Source organism: Agrobacterium salinitolerans, from assembly GCF_002008225.1.
Taxonomy (GTDB): Bacteria; Pseudomonadota; Alphaproteobacteria; order Rhizobiales; family Rhizobiaceae; genus Agrobacterium; species Agrobacterium salinitolerans.
The window spans coordinates 1-16721 of the sequence record NZ_MRDH01000018.1; the positions used below are offsets into that span (position 1 = coordinate 1).

Annotated in this window: 13 protein-coding genes; 6 read left to right on the forward strand and 7 right to left on the reverse strand. The window is 58.4% G+C overall.

Annotation, left to right across the window (positions count from 1 at the left end; translation table 11 throughout):
- Window positions 1-121 precede the first annotated feature (121 nt).
- A complete protein-coding gene (locus BS627_RS12875) occupies window positions 122-691 on the reverse strand; it encodes a CarD family transcriptional regulator (protein WP_003505223.1) in 570 nt (189 codons plus the stop codon).
- Window positions 692-1232: 541 nt separating this feature from the next.
- On the opposite strand from BS627_RS12875, the gene BS627_RS12880 reads away from it, so the two are divergent.
- The gene (locus tag BS627_RS12880; RefSeq protein ID WP_077983623.1) at window positions 1233-5993 is read left to right on the forward strand and encodes an NAD-glutamate dehydrogenase; all 4761 of its coding nucleotides are present in this window, start codon (window positions 1233-1235) and stop codon (window positions 5991-5993) included.
- 104 nt (window positions 5994-6097) lie between these two features.
- On the forward strand, window positions 6098-7474 hold the full coding sequence (locus BS627_RS12885; protein WP_077983624.1) for an MFS transporter: 1377 nt from the start codon (window positions 6098-6100) through the stop codon (window positions 7472-7474).
- Between the two features lie 56 nt (window positions 7475-7530).
- Here the strand turns inward: BS627_RS12885 and phaR are convergent, their stop codons facing one another.
- Window positions 7531-8106: a polyhydroxyalkanoate synthesis repressor PhaR gene (phaR, locus tag BS627_RS12890; RefSeq protein ID WP_003520279.1), complete on the reverse strand. Its 576-nt coding sequence runs from the start codon at window positions 8104-8106 to the stop codon at window positions 7531-7533.
- Window positions 8107-8349: 243 nt separating this feature from the next.
- On the opposite strand from phaR, the gene BS627_RS12895 reads away from it, so the two are divergent.
- From BS627_RS12895 to bfr, 4 genes are all read left to right on the forward strand, one after another.
- Window positions 8350-9531: an acetyl-CoA C-acetyltransferase gene (locus tag BS627_RS12895; RefSeq protein ID WP_077983625.1), complete on the forward strand. Its 1182-nt coding sequence runs from the start codon at window positions 8350-8352 to the stop codon at window positions 9529-9531.
- A 171-nt stretch (window positions 9532-9702) separates the two neighbouring features.
- Complete coding sequence (phbB, locus tag BS627_RS12900) at window positions 9703-10428, forward strand: acetoacetyl-CoA reductase (protein WP_077983709.1); 726 nt, start codon at window positions 9703-9705, stop codon at window positions 10426-10428.
- Between the two features lie 266 nt (window positions 10429-10694).
- Window positions 10695-11006 (forward strand): (2Fe-2S)-binding protein, encoded by a 312-nt coding sequence (locus BS627_RS12905; protein WP_077983626.1) that lies wholly within the window; start codon window positions 10695-10697, stop codon window positions 11004-11006.
- Window positions 10972-11457, forward strand: coding sequence for a bacterioferritin (gene bfr, locus BS627_RS12910; RefSeq protein WP_131829419.1), 486 nt, complete (start codon window positions 10972-10974; stop codon window positions 11455-11457). Before BS627_RS12905 ends, bfr begins: the two co-directional genes overlap by 35 nt.
- A gap of 42 nt (window positions 11458-11499) precedes the next feature.
- On the opposite strand, the gene BS627_RS12915 is transcribed toward bfr, so the two are convergent.
- The 5 genes from BS627_RS12915 to rlmH all read right to left on the reverse strand — a co-directional run bounded on the left by BS627_RS12915 (window position 11500) and on the right by rlmH (window position 16674).
- Window positions 11500-12012: an RNA pyrophosphohydrolase gene (locus tag BS627_RS12915; RefSeq protein WP_077983628.1), complete on the reverse strand. Its 513-nt coding sequence runs from the start codon at window positions 12010-12012 to the stop codon at window positions 11500-11502.
- Window positions 12013-12058: 46 nt separating this feature from the next.
- Entirely contained in the window at window positions 12059-13258 is a 1200-nt protein-coding gene (locus BS627_RS12920) for a divergent polysaccharide deacetylase family protein (RefSeq protein WP_077983629.1), read from the reverse strand.
- 58 nt (window positions 13259-13316) lie between these two features.
- Window positions 13317-14645: a S41 family peptidase gene (locus BS627_RS12925; RefSeq protein ID WP_077983630.1), complete on the reverse strand. Its 1329-nt coding sequence runs from the start codon at window positions 14643-14645 to the stop codon at window positions 13317-13319.
- Complete coding sequence (locus BS627_RS12930) at window positions 14635-16032, reverse strand: murein hydrolase activator EnvC family protein (protein WP_077983631.1); 1398 nt, start codon at window positions 16030-16032, stop codon at window positions 14635-14637. Before BS627_RS12930 ends, BS627_RS12925 begins: the two co-directional genes overlap by 11 nt.
- Window positions 16033-16191: 159 nt before the next feature.
- A complete protein-coding gene (rlmH, locus tag BS627_RS12935) occupies window positions 16192-16674 on the reverse strand; it encodes a 23S rRNA (pseudouridine(1915)-N(3))-methyltransferase RlmH (protein WP_077983632.1) in 483 nt (160 codons plus the stop codon).
- Window positions 16675-16721 lie beyond the last annotated feature (47 nt).

Consider the following 16721-nt stretch of genomic DNA (forward strand, 5'->3'; position numbering starts at 1 on the left):
TCAGGAGCAGGTTTCTTCAACATGTCCCAATGAATCATAAACCCCCAGCTCACGCCAGGGGTTTGTCAGCAGTCTGAACCCGCCATCAAGGCGGGTTTTTTTAGAGGGAAAAAGCCGGTTATTAAGCGGCTTCGTCCTGAGAATCGTCCTCTTCGACGGTCTTGCCGCGCTTGGGGCCCTTGGCAAGGTTGACTTCCACCAGGCGAACAGCCTCGGTTTCAGACATCTTGTTGACGGCGGCGATTTCGCGCGCCATGCGGTCGAGAGCAGCTTCATAAAGCTGACGCTCGGAATAAGACTGCTCCGGCTGGTTTTCCGCACGGTAGAGATCGCGCACGACTTCCGCAATCGCGATGAGATCGCCGGAATTGATCTTTGCATCATATTCCTGCGCGCGGCGCGACCACATGGTACGCTTCACGCGCGCCTTGCCCTGCACCACTTTCAGCGCCCGCTCGACAAAATCGCCTTCGGAAAGCTTGCGCATGCCGATGCTGACGGCTTTGGCGACAGGAACTTTAAGACGCATCTTGTCTTTTTCGAAATCAATGACAAAAAGCTCAAGCTTCATGCCGGCGACTTCTTGTTCCTCGATGGCAGAAATGGTACCGACACCATGAGCGGGATACACAATCGCTTCACCGGTCTTGAAACCGTGATGTGCTGGAGATTTCTTCTGCTGGGTCGTCATTCGTTCTAAAAACTCCCTGTTACATACCCGGGGATGCCGGGGTTGGGTCGGTCAGGCCCTGATGAGACGGGGGAACCGTCAGGTGACTCCGCACTGGTCCAGCCGTGCACGCAAAAACACACCTTCCCGTCTTGCGGGGTTCGATAACGTAAACGCTCGATATGTCACGGAAACCGCGTGCAAAAGAGGTGTTGCTTTCGTGGTGTTTTTGGGCACACAAATGCCACGCTGTGGATCAGTGTCGTTGGTGTACCACAAAAATAGGTGCAAATCAATAATTTGCTTCAACCGTGGCCGCAACATCACATGGCGGCCCGAGAACCGCCTAAAAATTAGCCGCAAAAATACTGTCGTCTGCTTCTAAACCGAGCCTTACGACAAAAGAAGCAAAAAAATTTCACTTACCGGGTGAAGAAACACGATAGCCTCTTAAACTCTTCGTAATTCCACGCCAATATCCGATTCGACTGAAAAGGCAAAATCCGCAAATTGGCGATGCTTTTTTATATTAAAGTGTGATTTTTGGAGGAATCCACGTCAAATGGGCTACAGAAACAATCCAAAACGCGAAAAACAGATCGAAAAAGCGCGCCAGCAGGCAATTGCCGAAAATGTCCAATTTCTTGATCCGGGTCTTCTTTATGGAAGGGCAAGTACCGACGATATAGAATATTATTCCGCAGAGATGCTGGCTGCGAGCGCCGCTCACAGTTTCGAGGCGCTTTCACACTGGACCGGAGACGCTCCTCATATCAGCATTTCCCAGGTGGAGGGCGTTTCACCGCGGGATATTCCGGTAACGGTCCTGACCATTATCGGCCGCAATATGCCTTTCCTGTACGATTCTGTCATGGGCGAGGTCACCAGCACCTATCGCGGTCTTTACCTCGCGGTGCACCCGATCCTGGTGCGCGACGAAAGCGCGCAGGCGGGCTATCGTCTTGCGGAACCCGAGGATGATCCCGCTGAAAACGTCAGCCTCATCCAGCTGCATATCGCCCCACTCACACCGCAGGCTGTAGCGGCGCTGGAAGAAAGGCTGCGTTTCGTGCTGACGCAAGTCCAGTTTGCCTATCGCGACTGGCGGCCGATGCTGGCGAAACTCGATGAGGCGCTGGATGAATTGTCCAAGCGCGGTTCGTCACGGCGCAAGACCGAGCGTGCGGAAGCCGTCGAGTTCCTCAACTGGCTTCGCAACGACAATTTCACCTTTCTCGGCATGCGCGACTACACTTATTCCGGCAAGGGAAAGAACGCGAAGATCGAGCGCGGTGACGGCATCGGTCTCGGCAGCCTCAGCGATCCGGATGTACGCGTGCTGCGCCTCGGCAAGAACGCCGTGACGACGACGCCAGAAATCCTCGCCTTCCTCGACGGCGCCGATTTCCTCATCGTCACCAAGGCCAACGTGAAGTCCATCGTGCATCGTCGCGCCTATATGGACTATATCGGCATCAAGCGCTTCGACGAGGACGGCAATGTCATCGGCGAACTGCGCATCGTCGGCCTCTTCACCGCCACCGCCTATACGCGCTCGGTCAAGCAGATACCGCTGCTGCGCGCCAAGGTCGCGGAAGTCGAGCGGCATTTCGGCTTCGACCCGAACAGCCACTCCGGCCGCATCCTGCAGAATACGCTCGAGGCCTATCCGCGTGACGATCTCTTCCAGATCGAGACCGATCTTCTGATCCGCTTCGTCGAGCAGATCATGGAACTGAGCGACCGGCCGCGCGTGCGCGTGCTTGCGCGTATCGACCGTTTCGACCGTTTCGTTTCCGCCATCATCTTCGTTCCGCGCGAGGAGTATAATTCCTATGTACGCGAGAAGATCGGGGACTATCTGAGCAGGGTCTATGACGGGCATATTTCCGCCTATTACCCCGCCTTCCCTGAAGGCGCCGTCGCCCGCGTCCACTTCATCGTCGGCCGCACGGAAGGCAAGACGCCGCGCATCGCCCAGGACAAGCTCGAAGACGCCGTCAGCGACATTGCGGCGCGCTGGATAGACCATTTCGTCGCCCTCTCCGAGCCGGGCGCACCGGTGCTGGAGGTCGATCAGGCCTATCAGGAAGCCTACACGCCGGAAGAAGCGATCGGTGACATGCCGGATATTCTGGGCGCCGCAAAGGGCGAACCGGTCCGCATCGAATTTTACCAGCAAGAAGGTCAATCGGCGGAAACGCTGTCGCTGAAGATTTTCCACCGCGACGGCCATCTGCCGCTTTCGCGCCGCGTGCCTTTGCTCGAAAATCTCGGTTTCAACGTCATCAGTGAGCGCACCTTCGATATCGGCGTTGTTTCGGACGGCAACAAGCGTGACATCGTGCTGCACGACATGGAACTGTCCGTCGCCAAGGGGACGACGCTCGATCTGGTGCATTATGGAGAGAAACTCGAAGAAGCGTTCCTAGCCGCCTTCTCCGGCAAGGTCGACAATGACAACTTCAACCGCCTGATCCTCGCCTGCGGCCTGACCGTGCGCGAAGTCTCCGTGCTGCGCGCCTATGCGCGTTATCTCCGCCAGACCGGCATCGTCTATTCACAGGAGCATATTTCCGAAACGCTCTATAAGTATCCGGCGATTTCCCGCAATATTTTCGCGCTGTTCAAGGCCGGCTTCGATCCGTCCGTCGACGAAAAGAAACGGCTGAAGAAACTCGCCGAAATACACAAGGCAATCGAAGCGGCGTTGAGCGGCGTTCCCAATCTCGATGAGGACCGCACGCTCAGGCGTTACGTCAACGCCATCGATGCTACGCTGCGCACCAATTACTTCCAGAAAAATGCCGATGGCACGCCGCGTGACCTGTTGGCATTCAAGTTCGATCCCAAGCATCTGGACGGCCTGCCCGACCCACGGCCTTTCCGCGAAATCTTCGTCTACGGAACAGAAGTCGAAGGCGTGCATCTGCGTTTCGGCAAGGTCGCGCGCGGCGGTCTGCGCTGGTCGGATCGCGGTCAGGATTACCGCACGGAAGTGCTCGGCCTCGTCAAGGCGCAACAGGTCAAGAATGCGGTGATCGTTCCGGTCGGCGCCAAGGGCGGCTTCTTCCCGAAGAACCTGCCGGCCGGCGGCTCCCGCGACGAAGTCTTCAATGCCGGCCGCGAGGCCTACAAGACCTATATCCGCACCCTGCTGTCCATCACCGACAATATCGTCGACGACGCCATCGTGCCGCCAGCCGACACGTTGCGGCTCGACGGTGACGACCCCTATTTCGTCGTTGCCGCCGACAAGGGAACGGCGACCTTCTCCGATACGGCGAACGGTCTTGCCCATGAAGCCGGTTTCTGGCTGGACGACGCCTTCGCATCGGGCGGTTCGGCCGGTTACGACCACAAGAAGATGGGTATTACCGCCCGGGGCGCCTGGGAAACGGTAAAACGCCATTTCCGCGAAATGGATACCGACATCCAAACCACGCCATTCACCGTGGCCGGCGTTGGCGACATGTCCGGCGACGTTTTCGGCAACGGCATGCTGCTGTCGGAAAAGATCAGGCTGATCGCGGCCTTCGATCACCGCGATATCTTCATCGATCCCGACCCGGATACCGACAGATCCTTTACTGAGCGCAAGCGGCTTTTCGAACTGCCGCGTTCCAGCTGGCAGGATTATGACCGTTCGGCCCTCTCGGCCGGCGCGATGATCATCTCGCGAGCCGAAAAATCGGTGACACTGACGCCGGAAGCCGTGGCCGCCATCGGCCTCGACAAATCAGTCGCCACACCCTTCGAGATCATGACCGCCATCCTGAAAGCGCCAACCGATCTTCTGTGGTTTGGCGGCATCGGCACCTACATCAAGGCGGCGGTGGAAACCAATGCCGAGGTGGGTGACAGGGCGAACGACCCCGTCCGCGTCAACGCAACTGAGCTGCGCGCCAAGGTCATAGGAGAAGGCGCCAATCTCGGCATCACCCAGAAGGGGCGCATCGCCTATGCGCTTTCGGGCGGGCGATGCAATTCCGACGCGATCGACAATTCGGCCGGCGTGAACTCCTCAGACGTCGAGGTCAACATCAAGATCGCGCTTGCCTCCGCCGTTAACAGCGGTCGCCTGACGATGCCGAAACGCAACCAGCTTCTCGCCTCCATGACGCCGGAGGTGGCGCAGCTGGTGCTGCGCAACAACTACCTGCAATCGCTGGCGATTTCGCTGACGGAGCGTCTGGGGCTCGCCAACCGCGAAGAACTCGGCCGCCTGATGAGCGCGCTGGAGGCGACCGGACAACTGAACCGCAAGGTCGAGACCCTGCCGGACAATGCCGAATTCAGCGAAAGATACGCCACCGGCAAACCGCTGACCCGGCCGGAAATTGGCGTGCTCCTCTCCTATGCCAAGCTCACTTTGTTCGATGCATTGGTGGCAAGCCCGCTTCCGGACGAACCCTATCTCCAGCATCTGCTGGTCGATTATTTCCCGGCCAAGATGCAGAAGAATTATGCGGACGACATCAAGGCGCATCGTCTGCATCGCGAAATCGTCGCGACCGCGCTCGCCAATGCCGTCGTCAATCGCGGCGGCCCGGGCTTTGTGCAGAAACTTGCCGATGCGAGCGGCCTTCTGGCGGCCGACGTCGTCAAGGCGGCGGTGATCGTCGAGGATGGTTTCGGTCTCAAACGCCTGTGGAGCGAAGTCGACGCGCTGGACGGCAAGGTCGGAGGGGAAGTCCAGAACGGGCTTTATGCCATGATCACGCGCATTTTCTCCGACGCGAGCAGGCTTTACCTGCAAACCGGGAGCGCAGGTGCGGCCGCGGGTGACATGGCGACCGAAATCGAGCGACTGAAAACCGCAATCAAGACGCTGTCGCCGGCAGCGGCGAAGTATCGCCGCGAACTCGGCGTGACGGAAATCGATGGCGTTCCTTCCGGTCTTCTGGAGGAACTCGATACGCTTTCCCTGCTCGTCTATGTGCCAGAGATCATGCGCATCGCCGAAAGCGCTGGCACAACGCTCGCCCGCGCTGCCGAAAGCTATGCCACCGTCTCCTCGACCTTCCGTGTCGCGCGCCTCTTGGATGCAAGTCAGCGCATCACCCCGGCGGATCATTATGAGAGCCTGGCTCTCCTGCGCAGCCAGGACCAGATTTCCTCGTCGCGACGCCGGATTGTTATCTCCGCACTAACAGAATATGCCAAGGAGAAGGATCCGGTCCAGGCCTGGTATGCGGCGGACCGCGTGCGGGTCAACCGCATCGTCTCCGAACTCGGCGCACTCAGCGACAGCGGTGATACCAACCTTGCCCGTCTGACGGTCGCGGCCGGGCTGCTTGGCGATATCGTTCAGGTACGCTGATCGGCAGCCTCAAAAACGCCATCCGGGTCCCCCCGGATGGCCCCAGACAAGGCGGATGCGCCTGCATCACACATTTTATTCCTGATTTTCCGATAGGACGATGAATGACTGTCCCTCCCCCAAATGCGGAAACAGCAGTTGCCAAACGCGGCATCTGGGGCTGGGTGATGTTTGACTGGGCGGCGCAGCCGTTTTTCACGGTTGTCACGACCTTCGTTTTCGGGCCTTATTTCGTCGCGCGGCTCACCGACGATCCGATTTCGGCGCAGGCGACATGGAGCAACATGGCGACGGTGTCGTCGATCATCATCGCCCTCTTCTCCCCCATTCTCGGCTCCATCGCCGACCAGTCCGGCGCACGCAAGCCCTGGATCGCCTTTTTTGCCGTCATCAAGATTGTCAGTCTCTTTTTCCTCTGGTTTGCCGCGCCCGGTTCGCCGCTCATCCTTCCAATCGTCTGTATGATCCTCGCTTCCATCGCAGCGGAATTTTCCATCGTCTTCAACGATTCCATGATGCCGCGCCTGACCAACCCGCAAAATGTCGGGCGCATTTCCAATCTCGCCTGGGGACTCGGTTATCTCGGCGGTATGGTGGTGCTGATTGCCGTGGTGACGCTTCTCGCCGCCAATCCACAGACCGGCGTGACAATCGCCGGTATCAAGCCCCTTTTCGGCCTCGATCCTGCAACCGGCGAGGACGCCAGAATAACCGGCCCGCTCGCCGCACTCTGGTATCTCATTTTCATTCTACCGATGTTTCTTCTCACTCCCGATGCTGAAAAAGGTCTGCCCTTTGCCGCCGCAATCCGCTCGGGATTGGGGGAACTGAAGATCACGCTGCGCGAACTGCGATACCGCCCGATGCTGTTGCGGTTTTTGATTGCGCGCATGCTCTATCAGGATGGCGTAAATGGCGTTCTTATTCTGGGCGGGGCCTTCGCCGCCGGCATGTTCGGCTGGGCGACGATGGAAATCGGCCTCTTCGGCATCCTGCTCAATGTCGTCGCCATCGCCGGCTGCTTTGCCGCCGGACGTGTCGACCAGAAACTCGGGTCGCGCATCACCATCCTCATCAGCCTCGTGCTCCTGTTGCTGGCCACGCTCGGAATCGTCTCGACGGAAAAGGGCTCGACGCTGTTTGGCTGGATACAATTATCCACGGCGGACAATGGCGGCATCTTCGCGACAGGCGCGGAAAAGGCCTATCTGCTCTATGGCGTTTTGATCGGCCTCGCCTTCGGCCCCGTCCAGGCATCGTCCCGCTCTTATCTCGCCCGAAATATCACCGTGGCAGAAGCCGGCCGTTATTTCGGCATCTACGCGCTTTCCGGACGCGCCACCAGTTTCATGGCGACACTGTCATTTTCCATAGCAACCTACATAAGCGGCTCCGCCCATATCGGCATGGCCACGCTCATCGTATTTCTGGGGGCAGGTTTCCTGCTCCTGTTGCGCGTACCGGAAAGAACGGCAGGCTAAGAGCCAGAAGCAAAAGCCGATGCGGTTTGCTGAAACCGGTCATCGGCCCGACAGGATCAAAGCTGATCGAGCTTTTGCTGCAATGCGCGCAACTGCGCCTTCAACTCATCGATTTCGGATGCATTCGGCTTGCGGGTTTCCTTGGGCGCCTGCGGCATTGCGAAAGGTGTGAAACCCTGCATCGCCTGCCGGAACAGTTCCGTATTGCGGCGGATCTGCTCTTCCATCATTTGCAGCGGCGCCTGAAAATTGCGGGCAAGCGAACCATCGCCGAAAGCCTTGGCCATATGCTCCTGCATCTGGCTCTGCTGATCGGAGAAGGTCTTCATAGAATGTTCGAGAAATGTCGGCACGACCATCTGCATCTGGTCGCCGTAATAGGAGATCAATTGCCGCAGAAACGCCGTCGGCAGCAAGGTATTGCCGGTTTTGGCTTCCTGTTCGACGATGATCTGCGTCAGCACCGCATGCGTGATGTCTTCGGACGACTTGGCATCCTGAACCTTGAAGTCCTCGCCGCGCTTGACCATCTGCGCCAGATCATCGAGCGTCACATAGGTGCTGGTGCCGGTATTGTAGAGCCGCCGGTTGGCGTATTTTTTAATGATTGTTTCGCCGTCGTGTTTCGCCATGCCCGCCTCCTCGCGATGATGGTATTTTCTTGTTTTTTGGTGTTATTGCTCTTCCCGGCGCAAAGTGTATGCGCAAAACGAGCCCTCTGACAAATGTTTTGTGCATCGCAACAGTTTGTTTTTTGCGCAGCAATTTTCCGCAAGATTTCGGCGTGATTTAGCAACATCTTTTAAAGCAACTTTCGCCATTTGACTTGTATTGAAAGCTTTGCCAGTCTCCGCCCGCAAGTGAGGAGAAAACTGATGACCCTGCCTTCAATCGTGATTGCCAGCGCCGCGCGCACAGCCGTCGGCTCCTTCAATGGCCACTTCGCCAATACGCCAGCCCATGAGCTTGGGGCGTCCGTCATCAGCGCCGTGCTGGAGCGCGCCGGTGTCGCGGCAAACGAAATCGATGAAGTCATTCTCGGTCAAGTCCTGACGGCGGGCGAGGGTCAGAACCCGGCGCGGCAGGCTGCCATGAAGGCCGGCATACCACAGGAAGCGACCGCCTTCGGCCTCAATCAGCTTTGCGGCTCCGGTCTGCGCGCCGTGGCCCTCGGCATGCAGCAGATCGTCACCGGCGACGCGAACATCGTCATTGCCGGCGGCCAGGAATCCATGTCCATGGCGCCCCATTGCGCGCACTTGCGCGGCGGCGTGAAGATGGGCGATTTCAAGATGATCGACACCATGCTGAAAGATGGCCTCACCGACGCCTTTTACGGTTATCACATGGGCATCACCGCCGAAAACATCGCCCGCCAATGGCAGCTTTCCCGTGATGAGCAGGACCAGTTCGCAGTCGCATCGCAAAACAAGGCCGAAGCCGCGCAAAGCGCCGGCCGTTTTGCAGATGAGATCGTGGCTTTCACGGTGAAGGGCCGTAAAGCCGATATCATCATCGATGCGGATGAACATATTCGTCATGGCGCATCGCTCGAAACCATGGCCAAGCTGCGCCCCGCCTTCGACAAGGAAGGCACGGTCACGGCCGGGAACGCCTCCGGTCTGAACGATGGCGCAGCCGCTACACTTCTGATGTCGGAACAGGAAGCGGCAAAGCGTGGCATCAAGCCGCTGGCGCGTATTGCCTCCTGGGCGACGGCCGGTGTCGATCCGCAGATCATGGGCACCGGCCCCATCCCTGCGTCGCGCAAAGCGCTGGCCAAGGCCGGTTGGTCGATCAACGATATCGGCCTTGTCGAAGCCAACGAGGCCTTTGCCGCCCAATCCTGCGCGGTCGTGCGCGAACTGGGCCTTAACCCTGACATCGTCAACGTCAATGGCGGAGCGATTGCCATCGGCCATCCGATCGGCGCTTCGGGCGCGCGCGTCCTGAACACCCTGATTTTCGAAATGCGCCGCCGCAACGTGTCGAAGGGTCTCGCAACGCTCTGCATCGGCGGCGGCATGGGTGTCGCCATGTGCATCGAGGCACTCTGAAAACCCTTGCACGGCTTGCCAAAAAGCAATTCCGGTTCAGCGCGCAATAGGGTAGAAGCGGCCTCCCATTGGCCGCATTTCTGTGGCCGGTGAGCACGACGACAAGTTCTGCAAGATATGGAAGCATCCTCGCATATGCAGGCGCTTCAGTGACAGGTCATGGAGGCCGATATGAGCCGGGTTGCTTTGATTTCCGGCGGGACGAGCGGCATAGGTGCTGCAATCGCCCGCGCCCTGCAGGCAGCCGGTTACCGCGTGGCGGTCAACTATGCCTTCACAACGGACAGGGCCGAAGCATTCCAGAAAGAAACCGGCATTCCTGCATTTCAGTGGGACGTTCGCGATTACGACGCTTGCGTCGATGGCATAACGAAGGTGGAGGAAACCTTCGGTCCCGTCGAGGTGCTCGTCAACAATGCCGGCATCACCCGCGATGCGATGTTCCATAAAATGTCGCCGCAGCAATGGCGCGAGGTGATCGACACCAACCTCACCGGTGTGTTCAACATGACCCACCCCGTATGGCCGGGCATGCGCGACCGCGGCTTCGGCCGCATCGTCAACATCTCCTCCATCAATGGCCAGAAAGGTCAGGCGGGACAGGCCAATTATTCCGCCTCCAAAGCGGGCGACATCGGCTTCACCAAGGCGCTCGCCCAGGAAGGCGCCAGCCGTAACATCACCGTCAACGCCATCTGCCCCGGCTATATCGGCACGGAGATGGTAAGAGCGATACCGGAAAAGGTTCTGGCTGAGCGGATCGTGCCGCAAATTCCCGTTGGACGGTTGGGTGAACCGGAAGAAATCGCGCGCTGCGTTCTGTTTCTGGTGTCGGACGAAGCGGGCTTCATCACCGGCTCCACCATGACCGCCAATGGCGGGCAATATTTCGCCTGAGATCAGCTGCCCTTCCCTCTAATGGCAGTTCAGTCAGTAAACTTTTCGTGATAATAATGCTGCTCGATCTGCCACGCACAAAAACTTGACCAGGAAATACTGGAAAGTATAAATCGCTAAACTAATGAAAATACGATAGTTTTCGTTTAGTTTAGAATGAGTCTAGAAATGTAGCATCGATTCAAAAATAGGTTTTTCTTGACAGTGGGTGTCCTGTTTTGGTTTAAGAACGAAAACAACGTGTTGCGTCATACAGGCAGTCCATCATGCTGGTTTGCAGCTGCAATTACATTACCGATCACGATATCCGGGACGTCATCAACGAGCTCCTCGATGAGGACTGTTGGCAATTGATCGTTCCTGCAAAAGTGTATCACGCCATGGAAAAACGCGGTCGCTGCTGCGGCTGTTTTCCAACCGTTGTTGACCTGATCATCAAGACCACTGAAGAATATCACGCCCGCCGCCACTCGACTGAGGCCGATGTTTTTGATTTTATGTCCCGCCTGAAGAGATTCCATGAAGACAACAGGAGAGCGGACATTGAAAGGCGACAAAAAAGTCATCGAGCGGCTTAACGAGGCCCTTTTCCTCGAACTCGGTGCGGTGAACCAATATTGGCTGCACTACCGGCTGCTGAACGACTGGGGCTACACCAAGCTCGCAAAGAAGGAGCGTGCCGAATCCATCGAAGAGATGCAGCACGCTGACAAGATCATTGATCGTATCATCTTCCTCGAAGGTCATCCCAACCTTCAGACGCTGGCGCCGCTGCGGATTGGCCAGAATGTGAAGGAAGTGCTTGAAGCCGATCTGGCTGGCGAATACGACGCCCGGACCTCCTACAAGAAATCGCGTGACATCTGTTCCGAGGCCGGAGACTATGTCTCCATGAAGCTGTTTGAGGCCCTGCTGATCGACGAGGAAGGCCATATCGACTTTCTCGAAACCCAGCTCGAACTGCTCGGCAAGATCGGCGAGGAAAAATACGGCCAGCTCAACGCCGATTCCGCCAACGAAGCAGAATAAGCACTGGCGACAAAACAGAAAAGGCGGCCAAGGCCGCCTTTTTTATTTGCCCGAAAGGTGCTGGAACTCCGCCACAACCTGTTCGTATACCGCACGCTTGAACGGTACGATGAGTTCCGGCAGGCTTTCCATCGGCTTCCAGGCCCATGCGTCGAATTCAGCCGTATGTCCGGTCGGCGGCGGATCGATCTGGATCTCGCTTTCGTCGCCTTCGAAACGGAACGCAAACCAGCGCTGCGCTTGCCCGCGATATTTGCCCCTGAGACCGATACCGATCAGTTCGGGTGGCAGGTCATAGTGAATCCAGTCGCTCGCCTCCGCAAGCAGGCTCACCGTTTTCATGCCTGTTTCTTCGTAGAGTTCACGAATCGCGGCCGTCAACGGCCGCTCACCATCATCGATGCCGCCCTGCGGCATTTGCCACAGATGCGGTGAGCCGTCATATTCAGAATTGCCTTCCTTGATGCGCCTGCCGGCCCAGACAAGGCCCTCGGCGTTCAGAACCATAATTCCCGCACAGGGACGGTAAGGCAAATCTTCTGCTTTGATTGTCATGGGAAACCCGCACTGTCTGAGCGCCAGAAATGGCCGCACGCAAGGTTTACTGCCCTGCCTGCCCGGAAACAAGCGCAGAAACACCGACAATCTCGATGCCGCGCCCGCCAGCCTCACGCGACCATTTGGAGATCGCCGCAACGCTTTCATCAAAAGCCGAAGCTACGCCGATCGCCTGGCCGTTACGCCGTGCAATTCGCTCCAGTTCATCCAGCTTGCGTAGAATGGCAGCTTCGGTGACTTCGCCATCAAGCAGAATATCGGCAAAACCCTGTGGGGCGGAAATCGCCTTGGCAATACCGCCACTCAGCGATTGCGCTGAAGAGCCATCATCCAGAAACAGCAGGCCACGCTTGCCAATGTCACGCATGACAGGCTCCAGCGCCGCCTGCTCGGCAAGGAAACGCCCGCCGAGATAATTCATGACGCCGGTGTAATTGGTGATCTTCGCCATGGAGCGATGCAGCCGGTCGATGTTGACCTTGGCGGGATCACCCGCCAGCAGCGTGTCAGGGCCGGGATTGGTGCCTGGATAACCGAAAGGCTCAAGCGGTATCTGCAGAAGGATTTCATGCCCCTGTCGGCGCGCTTCCTGCATCCAACGCTGCAAGCTGTTGCCGCTGGCGGCAAAGCCGAGCGTCACCTCCGGCGGCAGCTCGCGGAGCGCTTTTTGCGACCCCGTCTGGCTGAGACCGAGCCCGCCGACCACAATCGCCACCCGGGTGCCGCGTGCGCCAGACCAAGGCCGTGCATATTGCTCCATCGGCCGCAAACCGTCCGCGCCGATGACCGGTAATTTTCCGAATGCGGTTTCTTCCAGCAGTTCCTCATTGGGTCGCATCGCCATGCGCGGATCCTGGCCATAGGTTTGGCCGCTCATCAGCACCGGCCCTTCCCCCTCACGCGAGCGGGGAGAGTAAACCGATACGACATTGCCATCAGGCATCGTCTCGCGACTGATCTTGGCGCCCGAGCGACCGCCTTGCGGCTGGAGACCGGCGGCATCGCCGGGAGCCATTACATCGGCCGGTGCGATTTCAGGTTTTTTTTCGGCAAGCTGACGCTGTGCCTCCGGGCCGCTCGCCGTCTTCTGCAAATTGCCGGGCGAAAGCGCCGTATAGACGGACAAGCCGCCGACTGAGGAAACCGCAAGCACCGACAAAGCCACAATGACGGAAAAGCGCCGGTTGATACCGGCGCTTTTTTTCTGACGGCCCAGAAGCGGTTTTCGCAGGTCCGAAGGCAATGAACGATCCGTCCAAACGGTTGGGCAAGACAACGCGCCGGCTGACCGGCGAACTATCTTACTGCTTGTTGACCACAGCCTTTTCCGGATTCGGCGGGAAAGACGGATCCGTCTTCGTGCCGCGCAACAGGTCCAGAGCATAGTTGAGCTGGATGTCGTCCTTGGCTTCCGGCGGAACATAAGCGGAGGAACCCGAACCTTCATCGGTTTCGCTCTGTCCCTTGATGTGGCCTGAAAGACCGGATTCACCTTCGGTGGTCACCTTGCCCTGCAGCTCAGGCGGCAATGGCTGCTCCACCTTGATGTCAGGCTCAATGCCCGTACCCTGGATCGATTTACCCGACGGCGTGTAATAAAGCGCCGTGGTCAGGCGCAGCGCACCTGCCTCGCCGAGCGGAATGATCGTCTGAACCGAGCCCTTACCGAAGGAGCGCGTACCGACCACGGTTGCGCGACGCAAATCCTGCAGCGCACCCGCGACGATTTCCGAAGCCGAAGCCGAACCGCCGTTGACGAGCACGATCACCGGCTTGCCGTCGGTCAGATCGCCAGCCGTCGCGTTGAAGCGGCGGGTCTCGTCGGGGTTACGGCCACGTGTCGAAACGACCTCACCGCGCTCGAGGAAGGCGTCGGAGACGTTGATCGCCTGATCGAGCAGACCGCCCGGGTTGAGGCGCAGGTCGAGAACATAGCCCTTCAGCTTGTCGGCCGGCACTTCAGCCTTGATCTTCTTGATCGCCTTTTCGAGGTCGTCATAGGTCTTCTCGGTAAAGGAGATGACGCGCAGATAACCGACATTGTCGCCCTCTACACGGGACTTGACGGCCCGAACGGCAATGACATCGCGCATGACGGTGAATTCGAGCGGCTTGTCGGCGCCTTGACGGATGATCGTCAGCTTGATTGGCGTCTTGACCGCGCCGCGCATCTTTTCGACCGCCTGTTCCAGCTTCAGGCCACGAACCGGCGTACCGTCGATTTCCGAAATGAAGTCGCCGGCCAGGATGCCTGCGCGGGAAGCCGGCGTATCGTCGATCGGCGTGATGACCTTGACGAGCTCGTTCTCCATGGTCACTTCGATGCCGAGGCCGCCGAATTCACCCTTGGTCTGGGTGCGCATGTCGTTGGCATCCTTGGCATTCATGAAGCTAGAATGCGGATCGAGCGAGCTCAACATGCCGTTGATTGCGTTTTCAACCAGCTTCTCGTCATCCGGCGGCGTCACATATTGTGCGCGGACGCGCTCGAACACGTCGCCAAAAATCGACAGTTCCTTATAGGTCGAAGGCCCGGCCGCCTGTGCCGGCATGCTCGCCGAATAAATCACGCTCATCGCCGTGGCGCCCATAAGCCCACCGATAAGGAGAAGCGAAACCTTACGAATCATTGTGCGCCCTTCCGGTCTTTTTTGAGGTCCACCACGGCTGAGAATCAACCGGCACACCATCTTTCCTGAACTCAATGTAGAGCGTTGGCCTGTCGGTTTCCAGCGCCAATGCTGCTGCACTTGCTACTCTTTTTGCACCCATGGAAGCGATGGGCTCTCCGGAGAACACGAACATTCCCTGCCGCGTCCTCACATTGTCCATGCCCGTCATCACCACATGATATCCGTCACCCGTATTGAGGATGATCATCCGGCCATAACTGCGAAAATCTCCGGCAAACACCACGAAGCCGTCTGCAGGCGCCGTCACGATCGCTTCCGGTCCGCTCGCGACAACAATTCCCTTGGAAAAGTGGCCCGTTCCATCCGCATCACCGAAGCGCCGCAGCACATCGCCGGTAACCGGCAGCTCCAGCTTTCCCTTCAAACTCGCGAAGGGATATGCGGGCGCAATACGGTTTTTATCGGGCATTCCAGCCTCGGCCGCGGCCCGTTCCTTTTCGCGTTCCGCCTCCGAAAGACGGGCCAGGCGCTGCTCTTCCGCCCGCGCCTTTTCCATCGCCTCACGCACCGAGGTAATCTCGCCTTCAAGCGAACTGACCAGCCCCTCAAGACTCGTCGCCTTGCTTGCAAGCTCCTCAGATCGCTTGCGTTCCGCCTCCAGCTCCGCCGCCGTCTGGGTGTTCTTGCGATCGTTTTCGGCAATCAGCAGGTCGAGGCGTTTTTCCTCTTCCAGACTTGCCGTCATCATACCCGTAAGATCGTCCTTTTCGCGAGCGATTGCCTGCCGGACATCGGTCAATTCTTTGAGAGCGGCAACCAGCTTGTCGGTTTCACCGCGAATGCCGGGCACGACGGCGCCGAGAAGAATGGCGCTTCGCACGGACGCAAGCGCATCCTCCGGCGAGACGAGAAGGGCGGGCGGCGGGTTTCTGCCCATGCGCTGCAGGGCCGCCAGAACCTCCGCCAGCACGCCGCGTCTTTCCCGAAGCGACGCCTTGACGCCGTCCTCGCGCACCGAAAGCTTGGCCAGACGATCTTCGCCGTCGCTGATCTTGGCTTCCAGCGCCTTGCGCCGGGCGGCCGATGCGATCAACTCTTCCCGGATGCGTGCGCTGTCCTGATTGAGGGAAGCGATACTTTCCTCAAGCTTCCTTGTCTTGTCTTCCGAAAGACCGATGCTGTCGACCAGTTCCTCCAGATCCTGCCGGTTCTGGTCGCGGCGCTTCTCCAACGTCTGTAGCGCATCCGGCGACGTATCGTCGCCTGCGGCCGGAACCGCGCCCGCATCGTCCCGCGAATAGGTCGGACCGATCCCCATCACGAAAGCAGCAATAACCGCGCCCGCAAGGGCAGCGTGCCGTTTTCGTTGAGGCCTGTTGTCCATGTGAACTTTCTTTGATGCCGAAGCAGAAGCGCCAATATTAGGGATTTTGCCGCGATCTTCCAAGAGGCCCTGGAAAGGCCGCCGGCAAAGCCGTGCGCTATCAGCGGTGTCCGGGAGCTTCATGTTGAAATTGAGACATTTATCCGAATCGAAATCCGATCAAACGCGATGATAAGGATGACCGGAGAGAATCGTGACGGCGCGGTAAAGCTGTTCGGCAATCAGGATACGAACGATCTGATGCGGCCATGTCAGCTTGCCGAGATTGAGAACGACCGTCGCCTTGTCGTAAAGCGCAGGATCGAGCCCGTCTGCCCCGCCGATGGCGATAACGAGGTCACGCTTGCCGCTATCGCGCAAATCGCCAAAAAACGAAGCAAAGGCGGGACTGTCCAGCGCCTTTCCGCGCTCGTCCAGCAAGACGAGGGCGGCACCGTCTGCCAGATGTTTTTCCAGCATCGCGGCTTCTTCGCGCTTGCGGGTCTCCGCATTCGATGCCCGGCTTTCAGCAACCTCGATCACCCGCGAAAACTCCAGCCCGATCGCCGGGCCGGTCTTTGCCAGGCGCTCGATATAACGGGCAGCAAGATCCTTTTCGGGGCCGGATTTCAGCCGTCCCACCGCAAAAATTGAAATCCGCATCGCAAACCTGCATTCGTCGTGACCCAACAGGGTCACGCTCTTAACAG

Bases quoted from the DNA above. Each gene is read 5' to 3' on its own strand.
- rlmH (WP_077983632.1), bottom strand. From the start codon at position 16,674: ATGCGGATTTCAATTTTTGCGGTGGGACGGCTGAAATCCGGCCCCGAA.
- BS627_RS12915 (WP_077983628.1), bottom strand. From the start codon at position 12,012: ATGACAATCAAAGCAGAAGATTTGCCTTACCGTCCCTGTGCGGGAATT.
- BS627_RS12930 (WP_077983631.1), bottom strand. From the start codon at position 16,032: ATGGACAACAGGCCTCAACGAAAACGGCACGCTGCCCTTGCGGGCGCG.
- phaR (WP_003520279.1), bottom strand. From the start codon at position 8,106: ATGGCGAAACACGACGGCGAAACAATCATTAAAAAATACGCCAACCGG.
- phbB (WP_077983709.1), top strand. From the start codon at position 9,703: ATGAGCCGGGTTGCTTTGATTTCCGGCGGGACGAGCGGCATAGGTGCT.
- BS627_RS12905 (WP_077983626.1), top strand. From the start codon at position 10,695: ATGCTGGTTTGCAGCTGCAATTACATTACCGATCACGATATCCGGGAC.
- BS627_RS12880 (WP_077983623.1), top strand. From the start codon at position 1,233: ATGGGCTACAGAAACAATCCAAAACGCGAAAAACAGATCGAAAAAGCG.
- BS627_RS12895 (WP_077983625.1), top strand. From the start codon at position 8,350: ATGACCCTGCCTTCAATCGTGATTGCCAGCGCCGCGCGCACAGCCGTC.
- BS627_RS12885 (WP_077983624.1), top strand. From the start codon at position 6,098: ATGACTGTCCCTCCCCCAAATGCGGAAACAGCAGTTGCCAAACGCGGC.
- BS627_RS12875 (WP_003505223.1), bottom strand. From the start codon at position 691: ATGACGACCCAGCAGAAGAAATCTCCAGCACATCACGGTTTCAAGACC.
- BS627_RS12925 (WP_077983630.1), bottom strand. From the start codon at position 14,645: ATGATTCGTAAGGTTTCGCTTCTCCTTATCGGTGGGCTTATGGGCGCC.